Source organism: Burkholderia stagnalis (assembly GCF_902830275.1).
Lineage (GTDB): Bacteria > Pseudomonadota > Gammaproteobacteria > Burkholderiales > Burkholderiaceae > Burkholderia > Burkholderia stagnalis.
In genome coordinates, this window is sequence record NZ_CADESW010000010.1 from 63,528 (window position 1) to 84,353 (window position 20,826).

Here is a 20,826-nt window from a genome sequence, read left to right on the forward strand (position 1 = left end):
CACTGTTTCAGAAAGATCGTGTCCGCCCGCGCGCCGCCGCGCGCTGTTCGAGGCAAGCGCCCGCCGCTTGCCGGTTTCGTTCCGCTGTTATCGCCTCTGGGGGTTTCGTGAATCGCTCCGGTTCCCGCGCCGCGCTGCTGCTCGGCGCCGCGCTCGTCCTCGCCGCCTGTCATCCGAAAGAATCCGCGCCACCCGCGCCGCGCCCCGTGGTCGCGCAGCCGGCCCGCGCCGACGGCGCCGCGGTGTCCCGCACGCTGCCCGGCGAGATCCAGCCGCGCTACGCGACGCCGCTGTCGTTCCGCATCGCCGGCAAGATCGTCGAGCGCAAGGTGCGGCTCGGCGATACCGTGAAGAACGGCCAGGTCGTCGCGCTGCTCGACCCGTCCGACGTCGAGAAGAATGCCGCGAGCGCACAGGCGCAGCTCGACGCCGCATCGCACCGCCTCGCGTTCGCGAAGCAGCAGCTCGAGCGCGACCGCGCGCAGGCCCGCGAGAACCTGATCGCCGCCGCGCAGCTCGAACAGACCGAGGATGGCTACGCATCCGCGCTCGCGCAGCGCGACCAGGCGCAGCAGCAGCTCGCGCTCGCGAAGAACCAGCTCCGCTACGCGACGCTCGTCGCCGATCACGACGGCACCATCACCGCCGAACAGGCCGACACGGGCCAGAACGTGTCCGCCGGCCAGCCCGTCTACCAGCTCGCGTGGGCGGGCGACGTCGACGTCGTCAGCGACGTGCCCGAGGCCGCGCTCGCGTCGCTCGCGCCGGGCCACGCGGCGAGCGTCACGCTGCCGTCGCTGCCGGGCCGGCAATTCGCCGCGAAGGTGCGCGAGATCGCGCCGGCCGCCGATCCGCAAAGCCGCACCTACCGCGTGAAGCTGTCGCTCGTGCGGCCCGATCCGTCGATCCGGCTCGGCATGACCGCCGACGTCGCGTTCGACGGCGCGCCGGCCGCGGACGCCGCTGCCGCCGCCGCAATCATCACGCTGCCCGCGACCGCGCTGTTCCACGACGGCCAGCACCCGGCCGTGTGGGTCGTGCGCGCGAAGGACGACACGCTCGAGCTGCGCCGCGTCGACGTCGCGCGCTTCAACGAGCGCACCGTCACCGTGTCGCACGGGCTGCAGCCGGGCGAGCGCGTCGTGCTGCAGGGCGTGCACACGGTCAGCGCGGGCGAGAAGGTCCGCGCGATCGCGCCGCTGCATCCGGAGGACTTCGCGTCATGAGTTCGTTTCGCGAAGAAGGCCGCTTCAACCTGTCCGCATGGGCGCTGCGCCACCAGGCGCTCGTCGTCTACCTGATCGCGCTCGCGACGCTCGCGGGCATCCTCGCTTACACCCGCCTCGCGCAATCCGAGGATCCGCCGTTCACGTTCCGCGTGATGGTGATCCGCACGCTGTGGCCCGGCGCGACCGCGCGCCAGGTTCAGGAGCAGGTCACCGACCGGATCGGCCGCAAGCTGCAGGAAACCCCTGCGATCGACTACCTGCGCAGCTACTCGCGCCCCGGCGAATCGCTGATTTTCTTCACGATGAAGGATTCGGCGCCCGTCCGGGACGTGCCCGAGACGTGGTACCAGATCCGCAAGAAGGTCGGCGACATCGGCTACACGCTGCCGCCCGGCGTGCAGGGCCCGTTCTTCAACGACGAGTTCGGCGACGTCTACACCAACATCTACACGCTCGAAGGCGACGGCTTCTCGCCCGCGCAGCTGCACGACTATGCGGACCAGCTGCGCACCGTGCTGCTGCGCGTGCCGGGCGTCGGCAAGGTCGACTATTTCGGCGATCCGACGCAGCGGATCTTCATCGAGGTCAACAACGCGCAGCTCACGCGGCTCGGCATTTCGCCGCAGCAGCTCGGCCAGGCGCTGAACGAGCAGAACAGTGTGGCATCCGCCGGCGTGCTGACGACCCTCGACGACCGCGTGTTCGTGCGGCCGAGCGGCCAGTTCGACAAGGTCGACGCGATCGCCGACACGCTGCTGCGCATCAATGGCCGCACGTTCCGGCTCGGCGATCTGGCGACGGTCCGGCGCGGCTACGACGATCCGGCCGTGACCCAGATGCGTACGGTCGGCATCGGCGCGGCCGGCGCAGGCGCGGACGGCCGGAACGCCGCCGGCAAGGCTCCGCCCAGCAAGGCCGTGCTCGGCATCGGCATCACGATGCAGCCCGGCGGCGACGTGATCCGGCTCGGCAAGGCGCTCGACGCGCAGTCGGCGGCGCTGCAGGCGCAGTTGCCCGCCGGCCTGAAGCTGACCGAGGTGTCGAGCATGCCGGACGCGGTGGCGCATTCGGTCGACGACTTCCTCGAGGCGGTCGCCGAAGCGGTGGCGATCGTGCTGGTCGTCAGCCTCGTGTCGCTCGGCCTGCGCACCGGGATGGTCGTCGTGATCTCGATCCCGGTCGTGCTCGCCGTCACCGCCCTCTTCATGTACCTGTTCGGCATCGGCCTGCACAAGGTGTCGCTCGGCACGCTGGTGCTCGCGCTCGGCCTGCTCGTCGACGACGCGATCATCGCGGTCGAGATGATGGCCGTGAAGCTCGAACAGGGCTTCAGCCGCGCGCGCGCCGCCGCATTCGCATACACCAGCACCGCATTCCCGATGCTGACCGGCACGCTCGTCACGGTGTCCGGCTTCCTGCCGATCGCGCTCGCGAAATCGAGCACCGGCGAGTACACGCGCTCGATCTTCGAGGTGTCGGCGATCGCGCTGATCGCGTCGTGGTTCGCGGCCGTCGTGCTGATCCCGCTGCTCGGCTTCCACATGCTGCCGGAGCGCAAGCGTGCCGCGCATGAGGCGCACCTGCCCGACGACCACGAGCACGACATCTACGACACCCGCTTCTACACGCGGCTGCGCGGCTGGATCCACTGGTGCATCGAGCGGCGCTTCGTCGTGCTGGCGATCACCGGCGCGCTGTTCGTCGTGTCGCTGATGGGCTTCTCGCTCGTGCCGCAGCAGTTCTTCCCGAGCTCCGACCGCCCCGAGCTGCTGGTCGACCTGCGCCTGCCCGAAGGCGCGTCGTTCGCGGCGACGCTGCGCGAGACCGAGCGCCTCGAGCAGGCGATCGCGAACCGCCCCGAGATCGACCACGCGGTCAATTTCGTCGGCAGCGGCGCGCCGCGCTTCTACCTGCCGCTCGACCAGCAGCTGCAGCTGCCGAACTTCGCGCAGTTCGTGATCACCGCGAAATCGGTCGAGGATCGCGAGAAGCTCGCGCGCTGGCTCGAAACCGCGCTGCGCGACCGCTTCCCGGCCGTGCGCTGGCGGCTGTCGCGGCTCGAGAACGGGCCGCCGGTCGGCTATCCGGTGCAGTTCCGCGTCAGCGGCGACGACATCGCGACCGTGCGCGGCATCGCCGAGAAGGTCGCGGCGACGGTGCGCGGCGACGCGCGCACGGTGAACGTGCAGTTCGACTGGGACGAGCCGGCCGAGCGCTCGGTGCGCTTCGAGCTCGACCAGAAGAAGGCGCGCGCGCTGAACGTCACGTCGCAGGACGTGTCGAGCTTCCTCGCGATGACGCTGACGGGCACGACGGTCACGCAATACCGCGAGCGCGACAAGCTGATCGCGGTCGACCTGCGCGCGCCGCAGGCCGACCGCGTCGATCCGGCGAAGCTCGCGGGCCTCGCGCTGCCGACGCCGAACGGCCCCGTGCCGCTCGGCTCGCTCGGCCGCTTCACGCCGGCGCTCGAATACGGCGTGATCTGGGATCGCGACCGCCAGCCCACCATCACCGTGCAGTCGGACGTGCACGCCGGCGCGCAGGGCATCGACGTCACGCACACGATCGACGGCAAGCTGAATGCGCTGCGCGCGCAGTTGCCGGTCGGCTACCAGATCAACATCGGCGGCTCGGTCGAGGAAAGCGCGAAGGCGCAGAAGTCGATCAACGCGCAGATGCCGCTGATGGCGATCGCGGTGTTCACGCTGCTGATGATCCAGCTGCAGAGCTTCTCGCGCGTGCTGATGGTCGTGCTGACCGCGCCGCTCGGGCTAATCGGCGTGGTGTCGACGCTGCTGCTGTTCGGCCAGCCGTTCGGCTTCGTCGCGATGCTCGGCGTGATCGCGATGTTCGGGATCATCATGCGCAACTCGGTGATCCTCGTCGACCAGATCGAGCAGGACATCGCGGCCGGCCACGGCCGCTTCGACGCGATCGTCGGCGCGACCGTGCGGCGCTTCCGGCCGATCGCGCTGACGGCCGCCGCCGCGGTGCTCGCGCTGATCCCGCTGCTGCGCTCGAACTTCTTCGGGCCGATGGCCACCGCGCTGATGGGCGGCATCACCAGCGCGACCATGCTGACCCTGTTCTACCTGCCGGCGCTGTACGCCGCGTGGTTCCGCGTGAAGAACGACGAGCGCGATCCGCCGGGCGGCCCGTCTGTCGGCCCGTCCGGCGGCAGCACGCCGCCCGCCACGCCGTCGGGAGCCTGATCATGGAGTTGTCGATGAACCTGATGACGAAAACCGCGCGCGCGCTCGCGGCCGCGGGCGTCGCGTCGCTGGCCGGCTGCGCGTGGTTCGCGCCGAGCGGCGAGCCGCCCGCGATGCCGTCGCCCGCGCACTACGGCGCGGCGCCGCAGGCCGCGCAGACCGTCGCCGCGCAAGGCGTCGCGCAGCAGTTCGAAATCGGCGCGCAGCCGGTGCCCGACTGGTGGCGGCAATTCCGCTCCGACGCACTGAACGCGGTGGTCGACGAAGGGCTGCGCAACAGCCCGACGCTCGGCGCGGCCGAGCACAGCCTCGCCGCGGCGCGCGAACAGCTGCGCGCGCAGATCGGCAGCTCGATGCTCCCGTCGATCGACGCGGGCGGCCAGGCGACGCGCCAGCGCGCGCTCGGCGTGCCGATCCCCGCGCTCGGCGAGCCGACGCTGCTGTACAACACGTTCGTCGGGCAGATTCAGGCGAACTACACGATCGACCTGTTCGGCGCCGCGCGCTTCGCGAACCGCGCGCTCGCCAAACGCGTCGACATCAGCGCGTTCCAGCTCGAGTCCGCGCGCCGCGCACTCGCCGCGAACATCGTCACCGCGTCGATCACGGCGTCGGTGCTCAACGCGCAGATCGACACGACCGAGCGGCTCGTCGCGCTCGCCGACGCGCAGGCGCACGACGCCGAGCGCCGCCATGCGCTCGGCGCCGCGTCGCGCAGCGATGCGCTGAACGCGCGGCAAAGCGCGGAGACCTTCGCGGCGAGCCTGCCCGCGCTGCGCCAGCAGCGCGATTCGGCACGCCATGCGCTCGCGGTGCTGATCGGCCGCACGCCCGACCAGCCGCCCGCCGACCTCACGCTCGACGATCTCCATCTGCCCGAGCAGGTGCCCGTCGTGGTGCCGTCCGACCTGCTGCAGAGCCGGCCCGACATCCGCGCCGCCGACGCGGCGCTGCAGGCCGCCGCGGCCGAAGTGGGCGTGGCGACCGCGCAGCTGTTCCCGCAGTTGTCGCTGTCGGCGTCGATGGGCAAAGGCGGCTTCAGCTGGCCGGCGATGCTGTCCGGCGCGGGCGCGATCTGGAGCGTCGGCGCGTCGCTCAGCCAGCCGATCTTCCACGGCGGCGCGCTGCTCGCGCAGCGCCGCGCGGCGAAGGCGAGCTACGAGGCCGCCGTCGACCAGTACAAGCAGGCGGTGCTCGGCGCGTTCCAGAACGTCGCCGATTCGCTCGCGGCGCTCGAGCACGACGCGCAGGCGCTCGACGCATCGGGCCGCGCGGCACTCGCCGCGCGCGGCGCATACGACGACACCGCCGCGCGCGTGCGGCTCGGCGCGCTGCCGCCGTCCGCGTCGCGGGCGAGCGAGCTGCAGTACCGCAATGCGCGGCTCGACGAGATCCGCGCGACCGGCGCGCGGCTCGCGGATACCGCGCGGCTGTACCAGGCGATGGGCACGCCGCCCGGCGGCGAGGCCCGACCGGGCGCGCAGGCGCGCGCCGCCGGCGCGGATTCTGCCGTCTCGCCCGCCGCACAGTAATCGGCGGGCACCCCACGGGCGCGCGCGGGCCGATCGTCCGCGCGCGCCCGCTTTCCTCTTCCCGCTTGACCCTCACGTAGCGTAACGTTCGAGACTCCCGTGTGCGCACCGAACGGAGGAACAAATGCGACTGAAAGTGGGGGAACTGGCGAAACGCAGCGGGCTCACCGTCCGCACGCTTCATCACTATCACGCGATCGGTCTCCTCACGCCGTCGGCGCGCGCCGACAACGGCTACCGGCTGTACGACCGCGACGACATCGCCCGGCTCCACCAGATCCAGGCCCTGCGTCGCTTCGGACTGTCGCTCGCCGAAATCGGCGATTACCTGAACCAGCCCGGCGCCCCGCTCGTCGACCTCGTCGCGAAGCAGATCACGCTGCTCGAGCGCCAGATCGCGCAGGCCGCGCGGCTGCGCGAGCGGCTCGTCGGCCTGCACGCGCAGCTCGCCGCGGGCACGGAGCCGGAACTGGCCGATTGGCTCACCACACTGGAGTTGATGACCGTGTACGACAACTATTTCTCAGAGGAAGAACTCGCGCGCCTGCCGATGTACCGCAAGAGCCAGACGGGCGACGCGGAATGGATCGCCCTCGTCGGCGACGTGCGCGCGCTGTACGACGCGGGCGTGCCGCCCGAGGACGAACAGGCGCGTACGCTTGCCGCGCGCTGGATGGCCCTGCTCGTGCGCGACACGAACAACGACCCGCGCCTGCTGGCGAAACTGAATCGGATGCACGAACGCGAGCCGTCGATGCAGGCGCAGATCGGCATCTCGACCGCGCTGCGCGACTACGTGCTGCAAGCGGTTGCGGAGACGAAGATGCGCATTTTCGAGCGCTACCTCGAGCCCGACGAAATCCGCTTCATGCGCGCGCATTACGGCGAACGCGCAATGGAATGGCCGCAGCTGATGGCCGACGTGCGCGATGCGCTCGAAGCGGGCGTGCGGCCCGATTCGCCCGAGGCCCGCGCGCTTGCGGTGCGCTGGCTCGACCTGTTCCGCAGCTACGCGGGCGACGACCCGGCGACGCACGCGAAATTCCGCCGCGCGATGCAGACCGAGCCGGCGCTGACGAAGGACGCGTGGGTCGACGACTCGCTGCTCGGCTTCATGCGCGCAGCGATGGCGCAGTTGGCGCCGCAACGCTGAACGGGAGGTGACCGGGCGGCGGGCCGCCCGTCACGCCCGGTTACGGATAGCGCCGCTCGCTGAGGCGGCGCCAGCGCTTCATCATGTAGCCGAGAAACAGCGGGTTCGCCTTCAGGTCCGCGCTCGGCACGGGCGGGCTGCCGCCGTCCGTCACCTTCTTGCCCATCACGATCACTTCCTCGCCGCGCAGCACGTACTTCCTGCCCTGGTCGATCAGGAAATACTTGACCCCGTTCGGGCTGATGTCACCGGTACAGGCGATCTTGTACGCGAACAGGAACTGCTTGCGGTCGTTGCCGAGCAGGTCGCGCATTTCGACCGACGCCGGCACGACGTCGAGGATCTTGTCCTCGCCGCATGCGGTCACGTCGTCGCGCACGGTCCATTCAGGCTGCCCGTTCAGCGTGCCGACGACCCGAAGCTTCACGCCGTCGTCCTGCCCGGTGCGCGTGAACGTGACCGCATGGGCGCCGGCCGCGTCGGTCCACGTGTAGTCGGCGGCATGGGCCGCGCAGCTGAACAGCAGGGCCGCGATCGCGGGGCCGGCGCATGGAAATCGTTTTTTCATCGTTTTGGTGGCCTTCGGAATGAGCGCGCCATTATCCTGAAATGCATGTGCCGTCGCCATCCGGTGGCGTCGGTCACCCGCGCCGGTCACCACTTGCAGCCGGCGTCGCGCACCGTGTCGAGCGCAAGCGCGGGGATCGCCAGCAGGCCCATCCCCGCGTACGCGTTCCGGCAATCTGCGCGACGGGCTTCCGACACGCCACGCGCCAATGTTGCATCCACCGTGTCGCGCCGCTGCGCGATTCCGCCCGACGATGCGCCGAGCGCGCCGATCGCGGCGGCAGCAGGACTGCGCCCGACCGACCGTGGTGTGCCGATCGCATCGAGGTCATGACGCCAGTCGACGCCGGCGGCTGGCTCATTCGGCCTGACGGCTTCGACGCGATTCGCGGCCGCATCCGCCTTCGTGACGGCCTCCGGGTTCGGCGATCGGTTCTGCGCGCCTGTCGACGGCGCCGGCCTGCGCACAGCGGCGACGTTTGGCTCATGACGACGCGGCAAGCGCGCGCCGCTGCGTGCGTCTGCCGCCGGCTGCTGCGCAATCCATTCGACGATCAGCGCCCGCCTCGCCGTCTCCGCTGCCTGCGGTTGCACCGCGCGGCCCGTCGTCGGCATCGACTTGAGCGCAAGCCAGCCCGCCACATGAACGGCCACCGCGACGACGCACGCCACCGCGCCGACGCCCAGCCGTGGCCGGCGGCCGCCCGCGCCGGGCCACGCGCGCGCCGTCATTCCGCATCGACGCTATCGCTGCCGTCGTCGTCGAACGCGAGCAGGTCGCCGGGCTGGCAATCGAGATAGCGGCAGATCGCCTCGAGCGTCGCGAAGCGGATGCCCTTGACCTTCCCTTGCTTGAGCAGCGACAGGTTCTGTTCGGTGATGCCGACGGCCGCCGCCAGATCCTTCGAGCGGACCTTGCGGGTCGCGAGCATCACGTCGAGCTTGATGACGATCGGCATTGCGCGCGCCTCACACGAATTGCCGATGCTCGGCGTCGAGCTCGCTCGCCTGCCGCAGGATGTGCGCGATCACGAGGATGCAGCCCGCGGTGAACAGCGCGACGACGTAAGGCAGGCCGACGCTGACCGACACGACATGGCGCCCGGCCGGTTCGCGCATCGTCGCCCACATGCTCAGCAGCGGTTCGCACAGCACGCTCAGCACGACCCACAGGCCGATCGCGCGCCCCATCCTGCCGAGATGGCCGGCCGCCTGCGCGGAGAAATAGTCGCGGCGCGCATAGGTGCGGAACAGCAGGCGCAGATGATGCAGGCCGATTGCGAGCGCGGCGAGCGGCACGCTCGACAGCACGATGCCGCCCACCTTCTGCCACCACGGCATCGCGGCGACGTCCACGCCGAGCCCGGCGATCAGCGAATCGGTCAGGCCGAACCCGAAGCCGGCGCCGGCGTCGATCGACGTCAGCGACGGAAAGGCCCAGCACGCGGCGTTGAGCAGCAGCATGCCAACGATGAACCCCAGGGTGACGGCAGCCATCCGCTGGCTGAGGCGGGCAACGCGATCGGAATGCATGTGATGTCCTCGACGGGTGGAGATCCAGCCATCGATTCTACCGACAAAATTATCGTAAAACGATAATTAATGATCGCAGAATGTTGATTTTTGTCGCGCCTCGCCGGCGCGCTCACGCGTCCCGCGTCGCGACCCCGAGCGCGCGCAGCCGCCGGTACAGCGTGCGCTCGCTGAGCCCGACGTGCTCGGCCAGCGCCCGGCGCGTGCCGTGGAACGTGCGCGCGATCCGCACGAGTTCGTCGTCGGACAGCGTGCGCGCCGCGTCCGGCTGCCGCGCGGGGTCGCCCGCCTGCGCGACCTCGTCGGGCAGGTGCTCGACGCGGATCGCACCGTCGTCCGCGAACAGGCACGCGCGCTCCAGCACGTTGCGCAGCTCGCGGATGTTGCCGGGCCATGCGTACGCTTCGAGGCACGCGCGCGCCGCGTCGGTCAGCGTGAACGACGTGTCGCGCGCCCCGGCGCGCGCGTTCGCGATGCGCCGCAGGATCGACGCGGCCAGCAGCGCGATATCGCCGTGCCGCTCGCGCAGCGCGGGCAGCGGAATCGGAAACGCGCTGATCCGGTAGTAGAGATCCTGGCGGAACCGGCCGTCGTCGACCATCGCGCGCAGCGGCTTGTGCGTCGCGGCGACCAGCCGGAAATCCGCGCGCAGCGCCTCGACGCCGCCGACCCGCCGGAACGTGCCCGACTCGATCAGCCGCAGCAGCTTCACCTGCATCGGCAGCGGCACGTCGCCGATCTCGTCGAGGAACAGCGTGCCGCCCTGCGCGGTTTCGACGAGGCCCGGCTTGCGCGCCGCCGCCCCCGTGAACGCCCCCTTCTCGTAGCCGAACAGCTCGCTTTCGAACAGCGTCTCGGCGATCCCCGAGCAATCGACGACGACGAACGGCCCCTGCGCCCGCGCGCTCGCCTCGTGCAGCGCCCGCGCGAACAGTTCCTTGCCGGTGCCCGATTCGCCGAGCAGCAGCACCGGCAGCATCGACGGCGCGACCCGCTGCAGCGAGCCGAGCGCCGTGTTGAACGCATCCGAGCCGCCGACGAGCCCGTCCGCGCTCGGCTGCGCGGACGCGCTGCGGACCGTCGTCAGCCGCTCGACGTACGCGATAACGCCACCCGCCGCATCGAAGATCGGGCGTAGCTCGACGTCGACGTGCTCGGGGCCGCGCGGCGTGTGATGGATGTGCAGCACGCGATTGACGCCGCGCGACTCGAGCGCCTGCTTCATCGGGCAATGCTCGCCGGCCTGGTCGCACGGCACGTCGTAGTGATGCGACACGCGGTAGCAATGCCGGCCCACGTGCTCGACGCCCGCCACGCCGAACTGGCGCCGGTACGCGCCGTTGGCCGCGAGGATCCGGTACTCCGGATCGACGACGATCATCGGCTGCGGATCCTGCTCGAGATAGGAGACGAGCGCGTCCACGTCGGGCGCGGCGCCGCGCGTCGGCGCGGGAACGATCGGGATGATGTCGTGCGGGTGCATGGGGCGAATTCGGGATGGCTGCCACGGAGACTGCCAATTCTGCCATCCCGCTGCCGAAACTGGCAGTGCCACTGCGCCGCACGTCCCGGCGCGGCCCCGCCCGGCGCACATCCGCGGGCAAAAACACGAGACGAATCAAGCCACTGGCGTGTGCGCCGGCGCGACGGAGCCGGCTGGCACGGATTTTGTACACATGAAGGCCGATTGCCGAACCTGATCGAGGACATCCCCGTGAGCAACGCCCCCGCCATGTCGGTCGAAGGCTTCTTCGACCCGGCGACCAGCACCATCAGTTACCTGCTGCTCGAACCCGCGAGCCGCGCGTGCGCGCTGATCGACAGCGTGCTCGACTACGACCCGAAATCGGGCCGCACGCGCACCGCCAGCGCCGACCGGCTGATCGCGCGCGTGGCCGAACTCGGCGCGACGGTGCACTGGCTGCTGGAAACGCACGTGCACGCCGACCACCTGTCCGCGGCGCCGTACCTGAAAGCGCGCGTCGGCGGCGAGATCGCGATCGGCGCGCAGGTGCGCCGCGTGCAGCACGTGTTCGGCCAGCTGTTCAACGCGGGCCCCGGCTTCGCGGCCGACGGCAGCCAGTTCGACCGGCTGCTCGACGACGGCGACGTGCTGCCGCTCGGCGCGCTGTCGATCCGCGCGCTGCACACGCCCGGCCACACGCCGGCCTGCCTGACCTATTGCGTCGACGACGGCGCGCAGCGCGCCGCATTCGTCGGCGACACGCTGTTCATGCCCGACTACGGCACCGCGCGCTGCGATTTCCCGGGCGGCGACGCGCGTGCGCTGTACCGGTCGATCGCGCGCGTGCTGAGCCTGCCGCCCGACACGCGCCTCTACATGTGCCACGACTACCAGCCCGGCGGCCGCGACCTGCAGTACGTGAGCACCGTCGCCGACCAGCGGCGCGCGAACGTGCACGTGCGCGACGGCGTGACCGAGGACGACTTCGCCGCGATGCGCACCGCGCGCGACGCGACGCTCGACATGCCGGTGCTGATGCTGCCGTCGGTGCAGGTCAACATGCGCGCCGGCCATCTGCCGGCGGCCGAAGACAACGGCGTGCGCTACCTGAAGATCCCGCTCGACGCGATCTGAGCCTCCCCCGCCATCCCGCCCCGACCGGAGAATTCCAGAACATGACCATCCGCACGCTGACCGACACGCTGTCGGTCTCGCCCCAGATCACGGCCGCCGACCTGCCCGCGCTGCGCGACGCGGGCTTTCGCGCGATCGTCTGCAACCGCCCGGACGGCGAAGGCCCGGACCAGCCGACCGTCGCCGAGCTGCGCGCGGCCGCCGCGCCGCTCGGCCTCGACGTGCACGACCTGCCGGTCGATTCCGGCAAGGTCACCGACGAGCAGGCCGCGCGGTTCGGCGCGCTCATCGCGTCGCTGAATGCGCGCCACGCGCCGGTGCTCGCGTACTGCCGCACCGGCACGCGCTCGGCGACGCTGTGGGCGCTGTCGCAGGCCGGCCTGCAGCCGCCGGGCGACATCGTCGCGACGGCCGCCGCCGCCGGCTATGACCTGTCCGCGCTCGCGCCGCGCCTCGCCCCGCGCGGCGAACGCGCGGCGCCGCCGGTGGATGCGCAGCACGACATCGTGATCGTCGGCGCGGGCGCGGCCGGCCTCGCGGTCGCGTCGAGCCTGCTCGCGCGCGACCGCTCGCTCGACATCGCGGTGATCGACCCGGCCGACGTGCATTACTATCAGCCGGGCTGGACGATGGTCGGCGCGGGCGTGTTCCGGCCGGAAACCACCGCGCGCCGGATGTCCGCCGTGCTGCCGCGCGGCGTGCGCTGGATCCAGGCCGCGGTCGCCGGCTTCGAGCCGGACGCGCATGCGGTGGTGCTCGACGGCTGCCGCCGGATCCGCTACCGGCAACTGATCGTCTGCCCGGGGCTCAAGCTCGACTGGCACGCGATCGACGGGCTCGCCGACACGCTCGGCCGCAACGGCGTCACGTCGAACTACCGCTACGATCTCGCGCCGTACACGTGGCAGCTCGTGCGCGATTTCAGCGGCGGCCGCGCGCTGTTCACGCAGCCGCCGATGCCGATCAAGTGCGCGGGCGCGCCGCAGAAGGCCATGTATCTGGCCTGCGACCACTGGCGGCGCTCGGGCCGCCTCGACGCCGCGAACGTCGAGTTCCTGAACGCGGGCGCCGCGCTGTTCGGCGTGGCCGACTACGTGCCCGCGCTGATGGAATACGTGAAGCGCTACGACATCGCGCTGCAGTTCGGCCACAACCTCGTCGCGATCGACGGCCCCGCGCGCCGCGCGACGTTCCGGCGCGCGCTGCCGGATGGCAACGCGGAAACCGTCGTGCGCGACTTCGACATGATCCACGTGGTGCCGCCGCAGCGCGCGCCCGACTTCGTGCGCGCGAGCCCGCTCGCCGACGCGGCCGGCTGGATCGACGTCGACCCCGCGACGCTGCGGCACAAGCGCTTCGCGAACGTGTTCGCGCTTGGCGACGCCACCAACACGACCAACGCGAAAACCGCCGCCGCCGCGCGCAAGCAGGCGCCGGTCGTCGCGCACAACGTGCTCGCGGCGCTCGGCAAGGTTCAAGGAGAGGCCGCCTACGACGGCTACGGCTCGTGCCCGCTGACCGTCGAACGCGGCCGGATCGTGCTCGCCGAATTCCTGTACGGCGGCAAGGTCGCGCCGACCTTCCCCGCCTGGCTGATCGACGGCCGGCGGCCGTCGCGGCTTGCATGGCTGCTGAAGGAGCGGCTGCTGCCGCCGCTGTACTGGAAGGCGATGCTGAAGGGCCGCGAATGGCTCGCCAAGCCGCCGATCGCCCGTTGACCCCGCCCGACCGGAGCACACCATGCTGATTTCTCTCGTGCTCGGCGGCATCGTCGGCGCGGTGCTCGGGCTGACCGGCGCAGGCGGCGGAATTCTCGCGGTGCCGGCGCTCGTCGTCGGGATGGGCTGGCCGATGCAGCAGGCCACGCCCGTCGCGCTCGTCGCGGTGGCCGGCAGCGCCGCGCTCGGCGCGCTCGAAGGCTTTCGCCGGGGGCTCGTGCGCTACCGCGCGGCGCTGCTGATGGCCGCGGCCGGCGTGCCGCTCACCACGCTCGGCGTGCGGCTCGCCCACATGCTGCCGCAGCGCGTGCTGCTCGCGCTGTTCGCGACGACGATGCTGGTCGTCGCCGGCCGCCTGCTGCGGCAGGCGCTGCGCACGCCGCACGGGGCCGCGCAGGCGTCGCCGCTGTGCGTCGGCCGTGTGAATCCCGATACCGGCCGGCTCGTCTGGTCGTGGCCCGCCGGCCTCGCGCTCGCGTCGACCGGCGCGGTGACGGGCCTGATGACGGGCCTGCTCGGCGTCGGCGGCGGCTTCGTGATCGTGCCGATGCTGCGCAAGTTCACCGACGTGTCGATGCACGGGATCGTCGCGACGTCGCTGATGGTGATCGCGCTGGTCGGCACGGGCGGCGTGTTCGCGACGCTCATGGCGGGCACGCATGCGCCGCTCGACGTGACGCTGTGGTTTACCGCGACCACCGCGCTGGGGATGGCGGCCGGGCGTGGCGTGTCGCGGCGGCTGTCTGCGCGGCATGTGCAGATCGGGTTCGCGGGCGCGCTCGTGTGTGTCGCGATCGGGTTGATGGTGAAGGCGGTGTTCGGGGTGTGAACGGCATGACGCCCGGCGACCCGCTATCGGCGCCGGGCACATCGTCGATCAATCCCTTCGCGCCACTGCGCCGACGTAGTCTTGCGCCGCCGCAGCCGGCAATCCAGGCCGCCTGTCCGCCAGCCCCGTCCCCGCTTCCCTGGTACATAGGCGGCAAAAATACGCCGCCGTGCTGCCGCCGGACCCACACCAAAAGAAATTGCGCGCCGGCACGTCACTGTCAAAAACAAAAACAAAACGGGCGGCCCCGTCGGAGAGGCCGCCCGTTCTCACGGTCGTATTCAGCGCAGCCGCGCGTCAGGCCAGCGCCGCCATCCTGCGCCGCTCCTGCCGCAGCATCACGACGTTCGCGATCACGACGCCGGCCGTCACCGCGAAGATGAGCAGCGTCGCGAGCGCGTTCATCTCCGGATTCAGGCCGAGCCGCACGCGCGAGAACACCACGAGCGGCAGCGTCGTCGAGCCGGGGCCCGACAGGAACGCCGACAGCACCAGGTCGTCGATCGACAGCGTGAACGACAGCAGCCAGCCCGCGATCAGCGCCTGCGAGATCAACGGCAGCGTGACCGCGAAGAACACCTTGAGCGGCGTCGCGCCGAGGTCGAGCGCGGCCTCCTCGAGCGACGGGTCCAGCTCGCGCACGCGCGACTGCACGATGATCGCGACGTACGAGATGCACAGCATCACGTGGCCGAGCCAGATCGTGAAGATGCCGCGCTCGGCCGGCCAGCCGATCCACTTGCCGAGCTCGATGAACAGCAGCAGCAGCGAGATGCCCTGGATCACCTCGGGAATCACGAGCGGCGCGTTGATCATCCCGCTGAACAGCGCGAAACCGCGAAAACGCCCCATCCGCGCGAGCACGAAACCGGCCCACGTGCCGATCGCGACCGACGCGGTGGCGGTCATCAGGCCGATCTTCAGCGACAGCCATGCGGCGGTCAGCAGCTCGTCGTCGTCGACGAGCGCCGAGTACCAGCGGAACGAGAAGCCCGACCACACCGTCACGAGCTTCGACTCGTTGAACGAGTAGACGATCAGGCTCAGGATCGGGATGTACAGGAACGCGAAGCCGGCGGCGAGCGCCGCGAACTGCAGGTAACGATTCGGCTTCATGAACGGCGGCCCTCCTGCTCCTTCGCCTGGAAGTGCTGGAACATCGCCATCGGCACGAGCAGCAGCAGCACCATCGCGCAGGTCACGGCGGACGCCATCGGCCAGTCGGCGTTGTTGAAGAATTCATTCCACATCACGCGGCCGATCATCAGCGTGTTCGCGCCGCCGAGCAGTTCCGGAATCACGTACTCGCCCACCGCCGGGATGAACACCAGCAGGCAGCCCGCGATGATGCCGTTCTTCGACAGCGGCAGCGTGATCTGCACGAACGCCTTCCACGGCTTCGCGCCGAGGTCGTACGCGGCTTCGAGCAGGCGCAGGTCCATCTTCACGAGGTGCGCGTACAGCGGCATCACGAGGAACGGCAGGTACGAATAGACCATCCCGATGTAGACCGCGTAGTTCGTGCGGTACAGCTCGATCGGCGTATGGATCAGGCCGATCCACATCAGGAAGTCGTTCAGCAGGCCGTTGTTCTTCAGGATGCCGATCCACGCGTACACGCGGATCAGGAACGACGTCCAGAACGGCAGCATCACGCCCATCATCAGGATGTTGCGGGTCGCCGGGTTCGAGCGCGCGATGTAGTACGCCATCGGATAGCCGATCAGCAGGCACAGCACCGTCGTGACGGCCGCGACCAGCACCGAGTTCACGTAGGTCGCGAAGTACAGGCTGTCGGTCAGCAGGAACGCGTAGTGCGACAGGTTCAGCGCGACGTGCACGACGCCGTCCGCATAGGTCGCGAGTTCCGAATACGGCGGGATGCCGAGCTGCAGCTCGGCGAAGCTGATCTTGACGACCAGCACGAACGGCACGAGGAAGAACAGCACGAGCCACGTGAACGGCCCGGCGACGACCGCGGTGCGGCCGGTCAGGTTGAAGCGCCGCACCGGCCAGTTGAGCAGGGACTTGAACGCGGTCATGACGTCAGCACCACCCCCGCCGACGCGCTCCAGCGCACGTAGATCTCGTCGCCGAGCGCGGGCGTCTCCAGCTCGGAGATCGCGAGGCTCGACACGTTCGCGATCACCGTCTTGCCCGCGTCGAGCTTCACGTGGTACAGCGAATAGCCGCCCATGTACGCGACGTTGGTGATCCGGCCGTGCGCCCAGTTGAACGCGCCCTCGGGCGGCTTGCGCGTGAGCGCGATGCGCTCGGGGCGCACCGACACCGTGACCGGCATGCCGAGCGGCCCGGTGATGCCGTGGTTCACGTACAGCCGGCTCGACAGGTCCGGCGACTCGATGAACACGTGATCGGGCTCGTCCTCGACGGTGACGCCGTCGAACAGGTTGGTCGAGCCGATGAACTCGGCCGAGAAGCGGGTGTTCGGATACTCGTAGACCTCGTTCGGCGAGCCGATCTGCACGATCTGCCCTTCGCTCATCACCGCGAGCCGGTTCGCCATCGTCATCGCCTCTTCCTGGTCGTGCGTGACCATGATGCAGGTGACGCCGACCTTGTTCAGGATGTTGACGAGCTCGATCTGCGTGCGCTGGCGGATCTGCTTGTCGAGCGCGGACATCGGCTCGTCGAGCAGCAGCAGCTTCGGGCGCTTGACGAGCGAGCGCGCGAGCGCGACGCGCTGCTGCTGGCCGCCCGACAGCTGGTGCGGCTTGCGCTTCGCGTACTTGCCCATCTGCACGAGCTCGAGCGCCGCATGCACGCGCTCCTTCAGCTCGGCCTTCGGCACGCCTTCCTGCTTGAGGCCGAACGCGACGTTCGATTCGACCGACATGTGCGGGAACAGCGCATACGACTGGAACATCATGTTCACGGGCCGCTTGTACGGCGGCATCTGCGCGAGATCCTCGCCGTCGATCAGGATCTTGCCCGACGTGACCGTCTCGAGGCCCGCGAGCATCCGCAACAGCGTCGACTTGCCGCAGCCCGAGCTGCCGAGCAGCGCGAACAGTTCGCCCTTGCGCACCGTCAGGTTGACGCTGCGCACCGCTTCGGTCTCGCCGAATTTCTTGACGACGTCGATGATCTGGACAAAATTCTCGGCGCGCGTGTCGGCGCCGGACGAAGGAATGAAGGACGGCGCGCCCGCAACCGGCGCACTCGACTGGCTATTCATGATGTGCTGCTTCTCTCCTGCGTTTTGACGAACAAAGCCCCCGGGGGTACCAGGGGCTTCATGACTGCATGCGATGCTCCGGCTCGCGTCAGCGTCCCGACTTCAGCTCGGTCCACAGACGCGTCTGCAGGCGCTGGATCTCCGGCGGCAGCGGCTTGAGCAGGAACAGCGTCTTCACGACGTCGGCCGGCGGGTAGACGGCCGGGTCGTTCGCGACGTCAGGCCGCACGTACTTGCGTGCCTCGGCGTTCGCGCTCGGGTAGTAGACCGCGTTCGTGATCGCCGCGTGAACCTTCGGATCCTCGATGTAGTTGATCCACTGCAGCGCGGCGTCCTTGTTCTTCGCGTCCTTCGGGATCGCCATCACGTCGAACCAGACCGGTGCGCCGCCCTTCGGGATGTAGTACTCGACCTTGTACGGCTTCTTCGCTTCCATCGCGCGATGCTTCGCGATCACGACGTCGCCCGACCAGCCGAACGCGAAGCACAGGTCGCCGCCGACCAGGTCGTTGATGTAGCCCGACGAGTTGAACTGCGTGATGTACGGACGGATCTTCTTCAGCACGTCCATCGCGGCCTTGTAGTCGGCCGGGTTCGTGCTCATCGGGTCCTTGCCGATGTAGTGCAGCGTCGCCGCGAACATCTGGTCCGGCGCGTCGAGCACCGACACGCCGCACGCCTTCAGCTTCGAGATGTTCTCCGGCTTGAACAGGATGTCCCAGTTGTCGAGCGGCACCTTGCCGAGGATCTGCTGGGCCTTGTTCACGTTGTACGCAAGGCCGGTCGTGCCGTACGCCCAGGGCACCGCATATTTGTTGCCCGGATCGGCGCCGGCGACGAGCGCCATCAGTTGCGGATCGAGATACTTGAGGTTCGGCAGCTTCGACTTGTCGAGCGGCGCGAAGATGCCGGCGGCGATCTGCTTGCCCGCGTAGTTGCTGGTCGGCACGACGATGTCGTAGCCCGAGCTGCCCGTCAGGAGCTTCGCCTGCAGCGTGTCGTCGCTGTCGTAGTTGTCATAGCGGACCTTGACGCCGCTCTGCTTCTCGAAGTTCGGGATCGTGTCCTTCGCAATGTAGTCCGACCAGTTGTAGACATTGAGCTGCGTATCCTTCGCCGCCGCCGCCGATGCGCCCACGCACAGCGCGAGCGCCGCGAACCGGCCCACTACCTTTGCTTTCATCCCGTTCTCCCTCCGGCCGGACCGTTCGCCCGGCTGCCTCGTCATGGCGGCGCATTCTGGCGCTCCGCCCCTCGAAAACCCCGAAAACTACCATCATTCGCGCTCCGTCACAAAAAAATCATGCCGGTGTCGCGCAAACGGAACAGATTCCCGCCGCCGGCCGATCCGGCCGCCCGTGCGGCGGAGCATTCCGGGGGAAATTCTATCGGGTAATCGGCGGCTGTCCACCTGGAAAAACAGGCGGTGGCGAAACCGCCGTCGAGCGCCGGACGAGCGGCTTGCCCGGCAGCGCGGCGCATGCTGCCGTTTCACCGGTGAAATCGCGACGCGCCTCGCGCGCCCGGCCCCAGCCGCCAGGGCCGGCCCGCTGTTGGCCGCGGCCATCATCGGCCGCTTGGCCGTACTGTCACGACGACGTACCGGGACAGCATGCCGGCCGCACCCGCCAGGCCACCCGGCTCCGATGCACTAAAATGACGACCCGACGATTCCACTGCGCCCCCTCCGATGGCCTCCAATCTCCACGACCTGCCCGACAGCCCCTGCATCGGCGTGTGTTCGACCCTCTTCGACGACGTCTGCAAGGGCTGCGGCCGCACAGCCGCCGAAGTCTCGAACTGGGTGTTCCTGAGCGACGACGAAAAACACGCGGTGTGGGAACGCATCACGCGCGAAGGCACGGCGATGCGCTTCCAGTACGACAAGCTGTAATTATTCCTCTCGCGCCGGCGCATGCCGACGCGATGCACACGGCCGGGCTCCCGCCTGCGCGCGTGCGAGCCGCTCGTCGGCCGAACGAACGCTGCGTATCGCGCGCAGCCGCGGCGTTGGCCGCGCGCCCCGCCTGGTTCCCTGCCTGCGTCGCCCCCCGCGCCCCAACGCGACAAACACCGCGACATTCGTTTCCCTTCATCCTTCCCGCCGCCGGCAAGCGCCATGGCCGGCATGACGCCGTGCGCCGGCAATCCCGACCGGCGATTGCCGACTGACGTGTCAAGGCCGCGTCATGCCCGATCTTCGAAATCATCCGCCGAGATCGAATCGATACCGCTTCATCTTTATTGAAGCTGAAAAGTATTTCATTTGACATTCGTAACGATCAAAACACCAGTTACTCCGAGACAAACCCGATTATTTTCACGAATAGAAATTTCAGATTCCATAAAAACAATCGTGAAAATTTGTACATGTCCGATTTCAATTTCAGAATCCAATTGATAAATTCCACCTCGCTCACCGGAAATATCGGCGGGTGAATTTCTCTCCATTAGTCAAAAATCCGGATCCCCCGAATCAAATTCGGAATTCCGGCTTATTACCTGGAACCCCTTCAAATGAAATTCATTAAGATGACGAACAAGATGTCCGGCCTCGTGACTGCGGGCCTGCTCGCGATGTGCAGCGCATCCGCGTTCGCCGAGTCGTTCGAAGTCAAGGTCACCGGCAAGATCAAGCCCGGCGCCTGCACGCCGACGCTCGCCGGCGGCGGCACGTTCGATTACGGACTCATCGGCACGGCTGAACTCAGCCCCACCGAGCCCACGCTGCTCACGATCCATTCGGATTCGATCACGATCACCTGCGACGCCGCCGCCCGCGTCGCACTGACGGCGCAGGACAATCGTGCCGGCACTGGCGCATTCTCCGGCAATATCAATTTCTTCGGCATGCCCAACTCAACCATCACGCAATTCGGTCTCGGCACGGCCGGCGGCAAGAATATCGGCGCCTTTGCATTTCGGTTCAGAAAAAACTCGTTCCAGGCAGATGGCGTGGCTGTCGATTCGATTTATTCGAAAACCAGCGGCGCCACCTGGATCACGTCCGACGGAATCGCCGAAAGGACCGGAGGCTACGAGTCCTGGGCAGCGAAAGGCAAGTTGGTGCCGGTCGCGGCGAAGGTTTTCACCGGCACGCTCGACGTGCAGGCCGCCATCGACAAGACGTCGAATCTCGACGTGAGCCAGGAAATCAATCTCGACGGCCTCGCGACCGTCTCGCTCGTGTACCTGTAATTCCGGTACGCCCCTTTCCGTCGATTGTCTTTATCGCCTGACAGGCGTCGACTG

At 69.0% G+C, this 20,826-nt stretch carries 19 protein-coding genes; 9 read left to right on the top strand and 10 right to left on the bottom strand.

Translation table 11 applies throughout. The annotated features are described in order from the left end of the window. The first annotated feature begins 107 nt into the window (after positions 1 to 107). The 4 genes from HWY45_RS18610 (at position 108) to HWY45_RS18625 (ending at position 7,129) form a co-directional block, all read left to right on the top strand. On the top strand, positions 108 to 1,226 hold the full coding sequence (locus tag HWY45_RS18610) for an efflux RND transporter periplasmic adaptor subunit (RefSeq protein ID WP_059801448.1): 1,119 nt from the start codon (positions 108 to 110) through the stop codon (positions 1,224 to 1,226). Further along, complete coding sequence (locus HWY45_RS18615) at positions 1,223 to 4,444, top strand: efflux RND transporter permease subunit (RefSeq protein WP_059881811.1); 3,222 nt, start codon at positions 1,223 to 1,225, stop codon at positions 4,442 to 4,444. Before HWY45_RS18610 ends, HWY45_RS18615 begins: the two co-directional genes overlap by 4 nt. 2 nt (positions 4,445 to 4,446) lie before the next feature. Further along, positions 4,447 to 5,976, top strand: coding sequence for an efflux transporter outer membrane subunit (locus HWY45_RS18620; protein ID WP_059881809.1), 1,530 nt, complete (start codon positions 4,447 to 4,449; stop codon positions 5,974 to 5,976). A 124-nt stretch (positions 5,977 to 6,100) separates the two neighbouring features. After that, entirely contained in the window at positions 6,101 to 7,129 is a 1,029-nt protein-coding gene (locus HWY45_RS18625; RefSeq protein WP_059881807.1) for a MerR family transcriptional regulator, read from the top strand. A gap of 40 nt (positions 7,130 to 7,169) precedes the next feature. Here HWY45_RS18625 and HWY45_RS18630 read toward each other — a convergent pair whose 3' ends face one another. The 5 genes from HWY45_RS18630 to HWY45_RS18650 all read right to left on the bottom strand — a co-directional run bounded on the left by HWY45_RS18630 (position 7,170) and on the right by HWY45_RS18650 (position 10,712). Next, positions 7,170 to 7,697 carry a DUF4124 domain-containing protein gene (locus HWY45_RS18630; RefSeq protein ID WP_059881805.1) on the bottom strand — a complete coding sequence of 176 codons (528 nt, stop codon included), beginning with the start codon at positions 7,695 to 7,697 and terminating at the stop codon, positions 7,170 to 7,172. Positions 7,698 to 7,783: 86 nt separating this feature from the next. Next, positions 7,784 to 8,428 (bottom strand): hypothetical protein, encoded by a 645-nt coding sequence (locus HWY45_RS18635; protein WP_059881803.1) that lies wholly within the window; start codon positions 8,426 to 8,428, stop codon positions 7,784 to 7,786. After that, on the bottom strand, positions 8,425 to 8,655 hold the full coding sequence (locus HWY45_RS18640; protein WP_059561927.1) for a helix-turn-helix domain-containing protein: 231 nt from the start codon (positions 8,653 to 8,655) through the stop codon (positions 8,425 to 8,427). The genes HWY45_RS18635 and HWY45_RS18640 overlap by 4 nt, the downstream gene beginning before the upstream one ends. 10 nt (positions 8,656 to 8,665) lie before the next feature. Continuing rightward, positions 8,666 to 9,229: a DUF2975 domain-containing protein gene (locus HWY45_RS18645; protein WP_059881801.1), complete on the bottom strand. Its 564-nt coding sequence runs from the start codon at positions 9,227 to 9,229 to the stop codon at positions 8,666 to 8,668. A 112-nt stretch (positions 9,230 to 9,341) separates the two neighbouring features. Then, a complete protein-coding gene (locus HWY45_RS18650; RefSeq protein WP_059881797.1) occupies positions 9,342 to 10,712 on the bottom strand; it encodes a sigma-54 interaction domain-containing protein in 1,371 nt (456 codons plus the stop codon). 249 nt (positions 10,713 to 10,961) lie between these two features. Here HWY45_RS18650 and HWY45_RS18655 point away from each other — a divergent pair, with 249 nt between their 5' ends. Genes HWY45_RS18655 through HWY45_RS18665 form a run of 3 tightly spaced genes read left to right on the top strand, consistent with a single transcriptional unit; the run spans position 10,962 to position 14,375 of the window. Further along, complete coding sequence (locus tag HWY45_RS18655; protein WP_375782250.1) at positions 10,962 to 11,828, top strand: MBL fold metallo-hydrolase; 867 nt, start codon at positions 10,962 to 10,964, stop codon at positions 11,826 to 11,828. A gap of 41 nt (positions 11,829 to 11,869) precedes the next feature. Continuing rightward, positions 11,870 to 13,546 (top strand): bifunctional protein tyrosine phosphatase family protein/NAD(P)/FAD-dependent oxidoreductase, encoded by a 1,677-nt coding sequence (locus HWY45_RS18660; protein ID WP_059881795.1) that lies wholly within the window; start codon positions 11,870 to 11,872, stop codon positions 13,544 to 13,546. A gap of 22 nt (positions 13,547 to 13,568) precedes the next feature. Further along, complete coding sequence (locus HWY45_RS18665) at positions 13,569 to 14,375, top strand: sulfite exporter TauE/SafE family protein (RefSeq protein WP_059561939.1); 807 nt, start codon at positions 13,569 to 13,571, stop codon at positions 14,373 to 14,375. Positions 14,376 to 14,672: 297 nt separating this feature from the next. Here the strand turns inward: HWY45_RS18665 and HWY45_RS18670 are convergent, their stop codons facing one another. The 4 genes from HWY45_RS18670 to HWY45_RS18685 form a co-directional block, all read right to left on the bottom strand. Next, a complete protein-coding gene (locus HWY45_RS18670; protein WP_059561943.1) occupies positions 14,673 to 15,491 on the bottom strand; it encodes an ABC transporter permease subunit in 819 nt (272 codons plus the stop codon). Then, positions 15,488 to 16,417 carry an ABC transporter permease subunit gene (locus HWY45_RS18675; protein WP_059561946.1) on the bottom strand — a complete coding sequence of 310 codons (930 nt, stop codon included), beginning with the start codon at positions 16,415 to 16,417 and terminating at the stop codon, positions 15,488 to 15,490. Before HWY45_RS18675 ends, HWY45_RS18670 begins: the two co-directional genes overlap by 4 nt. Beyond that, complete coding sequence (locus HWY45_RS18680) at positions 16,414 to 17,574, bottom strand: ABC transporter ATP-binding protein (protein WP_059801434.1); 1,161 nt, start codon at positions 17,572 to 17,574, stop codon at positions 16,414 to 16,416. The genes HWY45_RS18675 and HWY45_RS18680 overlap by 4 nt, the downstream gene beginning before the upstream one ends. 88 nt (positions 17,575 to 17,662) lie before the next feature. Next, on the bottom strand, positions 17,663 to 18,757 hold the full coding sequence (locus HWY45_RS18685; protein WP_059881873.1) for a polyamine ABC transporter substrate-binding protein: 1,095 nt from the start codon (positions 18,755 to 18,757) through the stop codon (positions 17,663 to 17,665). A gap of 507 nt (positions 18,758 to 19,264) precedes the next feature. Between HWY45_RS18685 and HWY45_RS18690 the strand changes: the two genes are divergently transcribed. Continuing rightward, on the top strand, positions 19,265 to 19,468 hold the full coding sequence (locus HWY45_RS18690) for a DUF1289 domain-containing protein (RefSeq protein WP_059561951.1): 204 nt from the start codon (positions 19,265 to 19,267) through the stop codon (positions 19,466 to 19,468). Between the two features lie 368 nt (positions 19,469 to 19,836). Here HWY45_RS18690 and HWY45_RS18695 read toward each other — a convergent pair whose 3' ends face one another. Continuing rightward, entirely contained in the window at positions 19,837 to 20,025 is a 189-nt protein-coding gene (locus HWY45_RS18695) for a hypothetical protein (protein ID WP_124483251.1), read from the bottom strand. Positions 20,026 to 20,106: 81 nt separating this feature from the next. On the opposite strand from HWY45_RS18695, the gene HWY45_RS18700 reads away from it, so the two are divergent. Then, positions 20,107 to 20,772, top strand: a complete 666-nt coding sequence (locus HWY45_RS18700; protein WP_230942381.1) for a DUF1120 domain-containing protein — start codon at positions 20,107 to 20,109, stop codon at positions 20,770 to 20,772. Positions 20,773 to 20,826 lie beyond the last annotated feature (54 nt).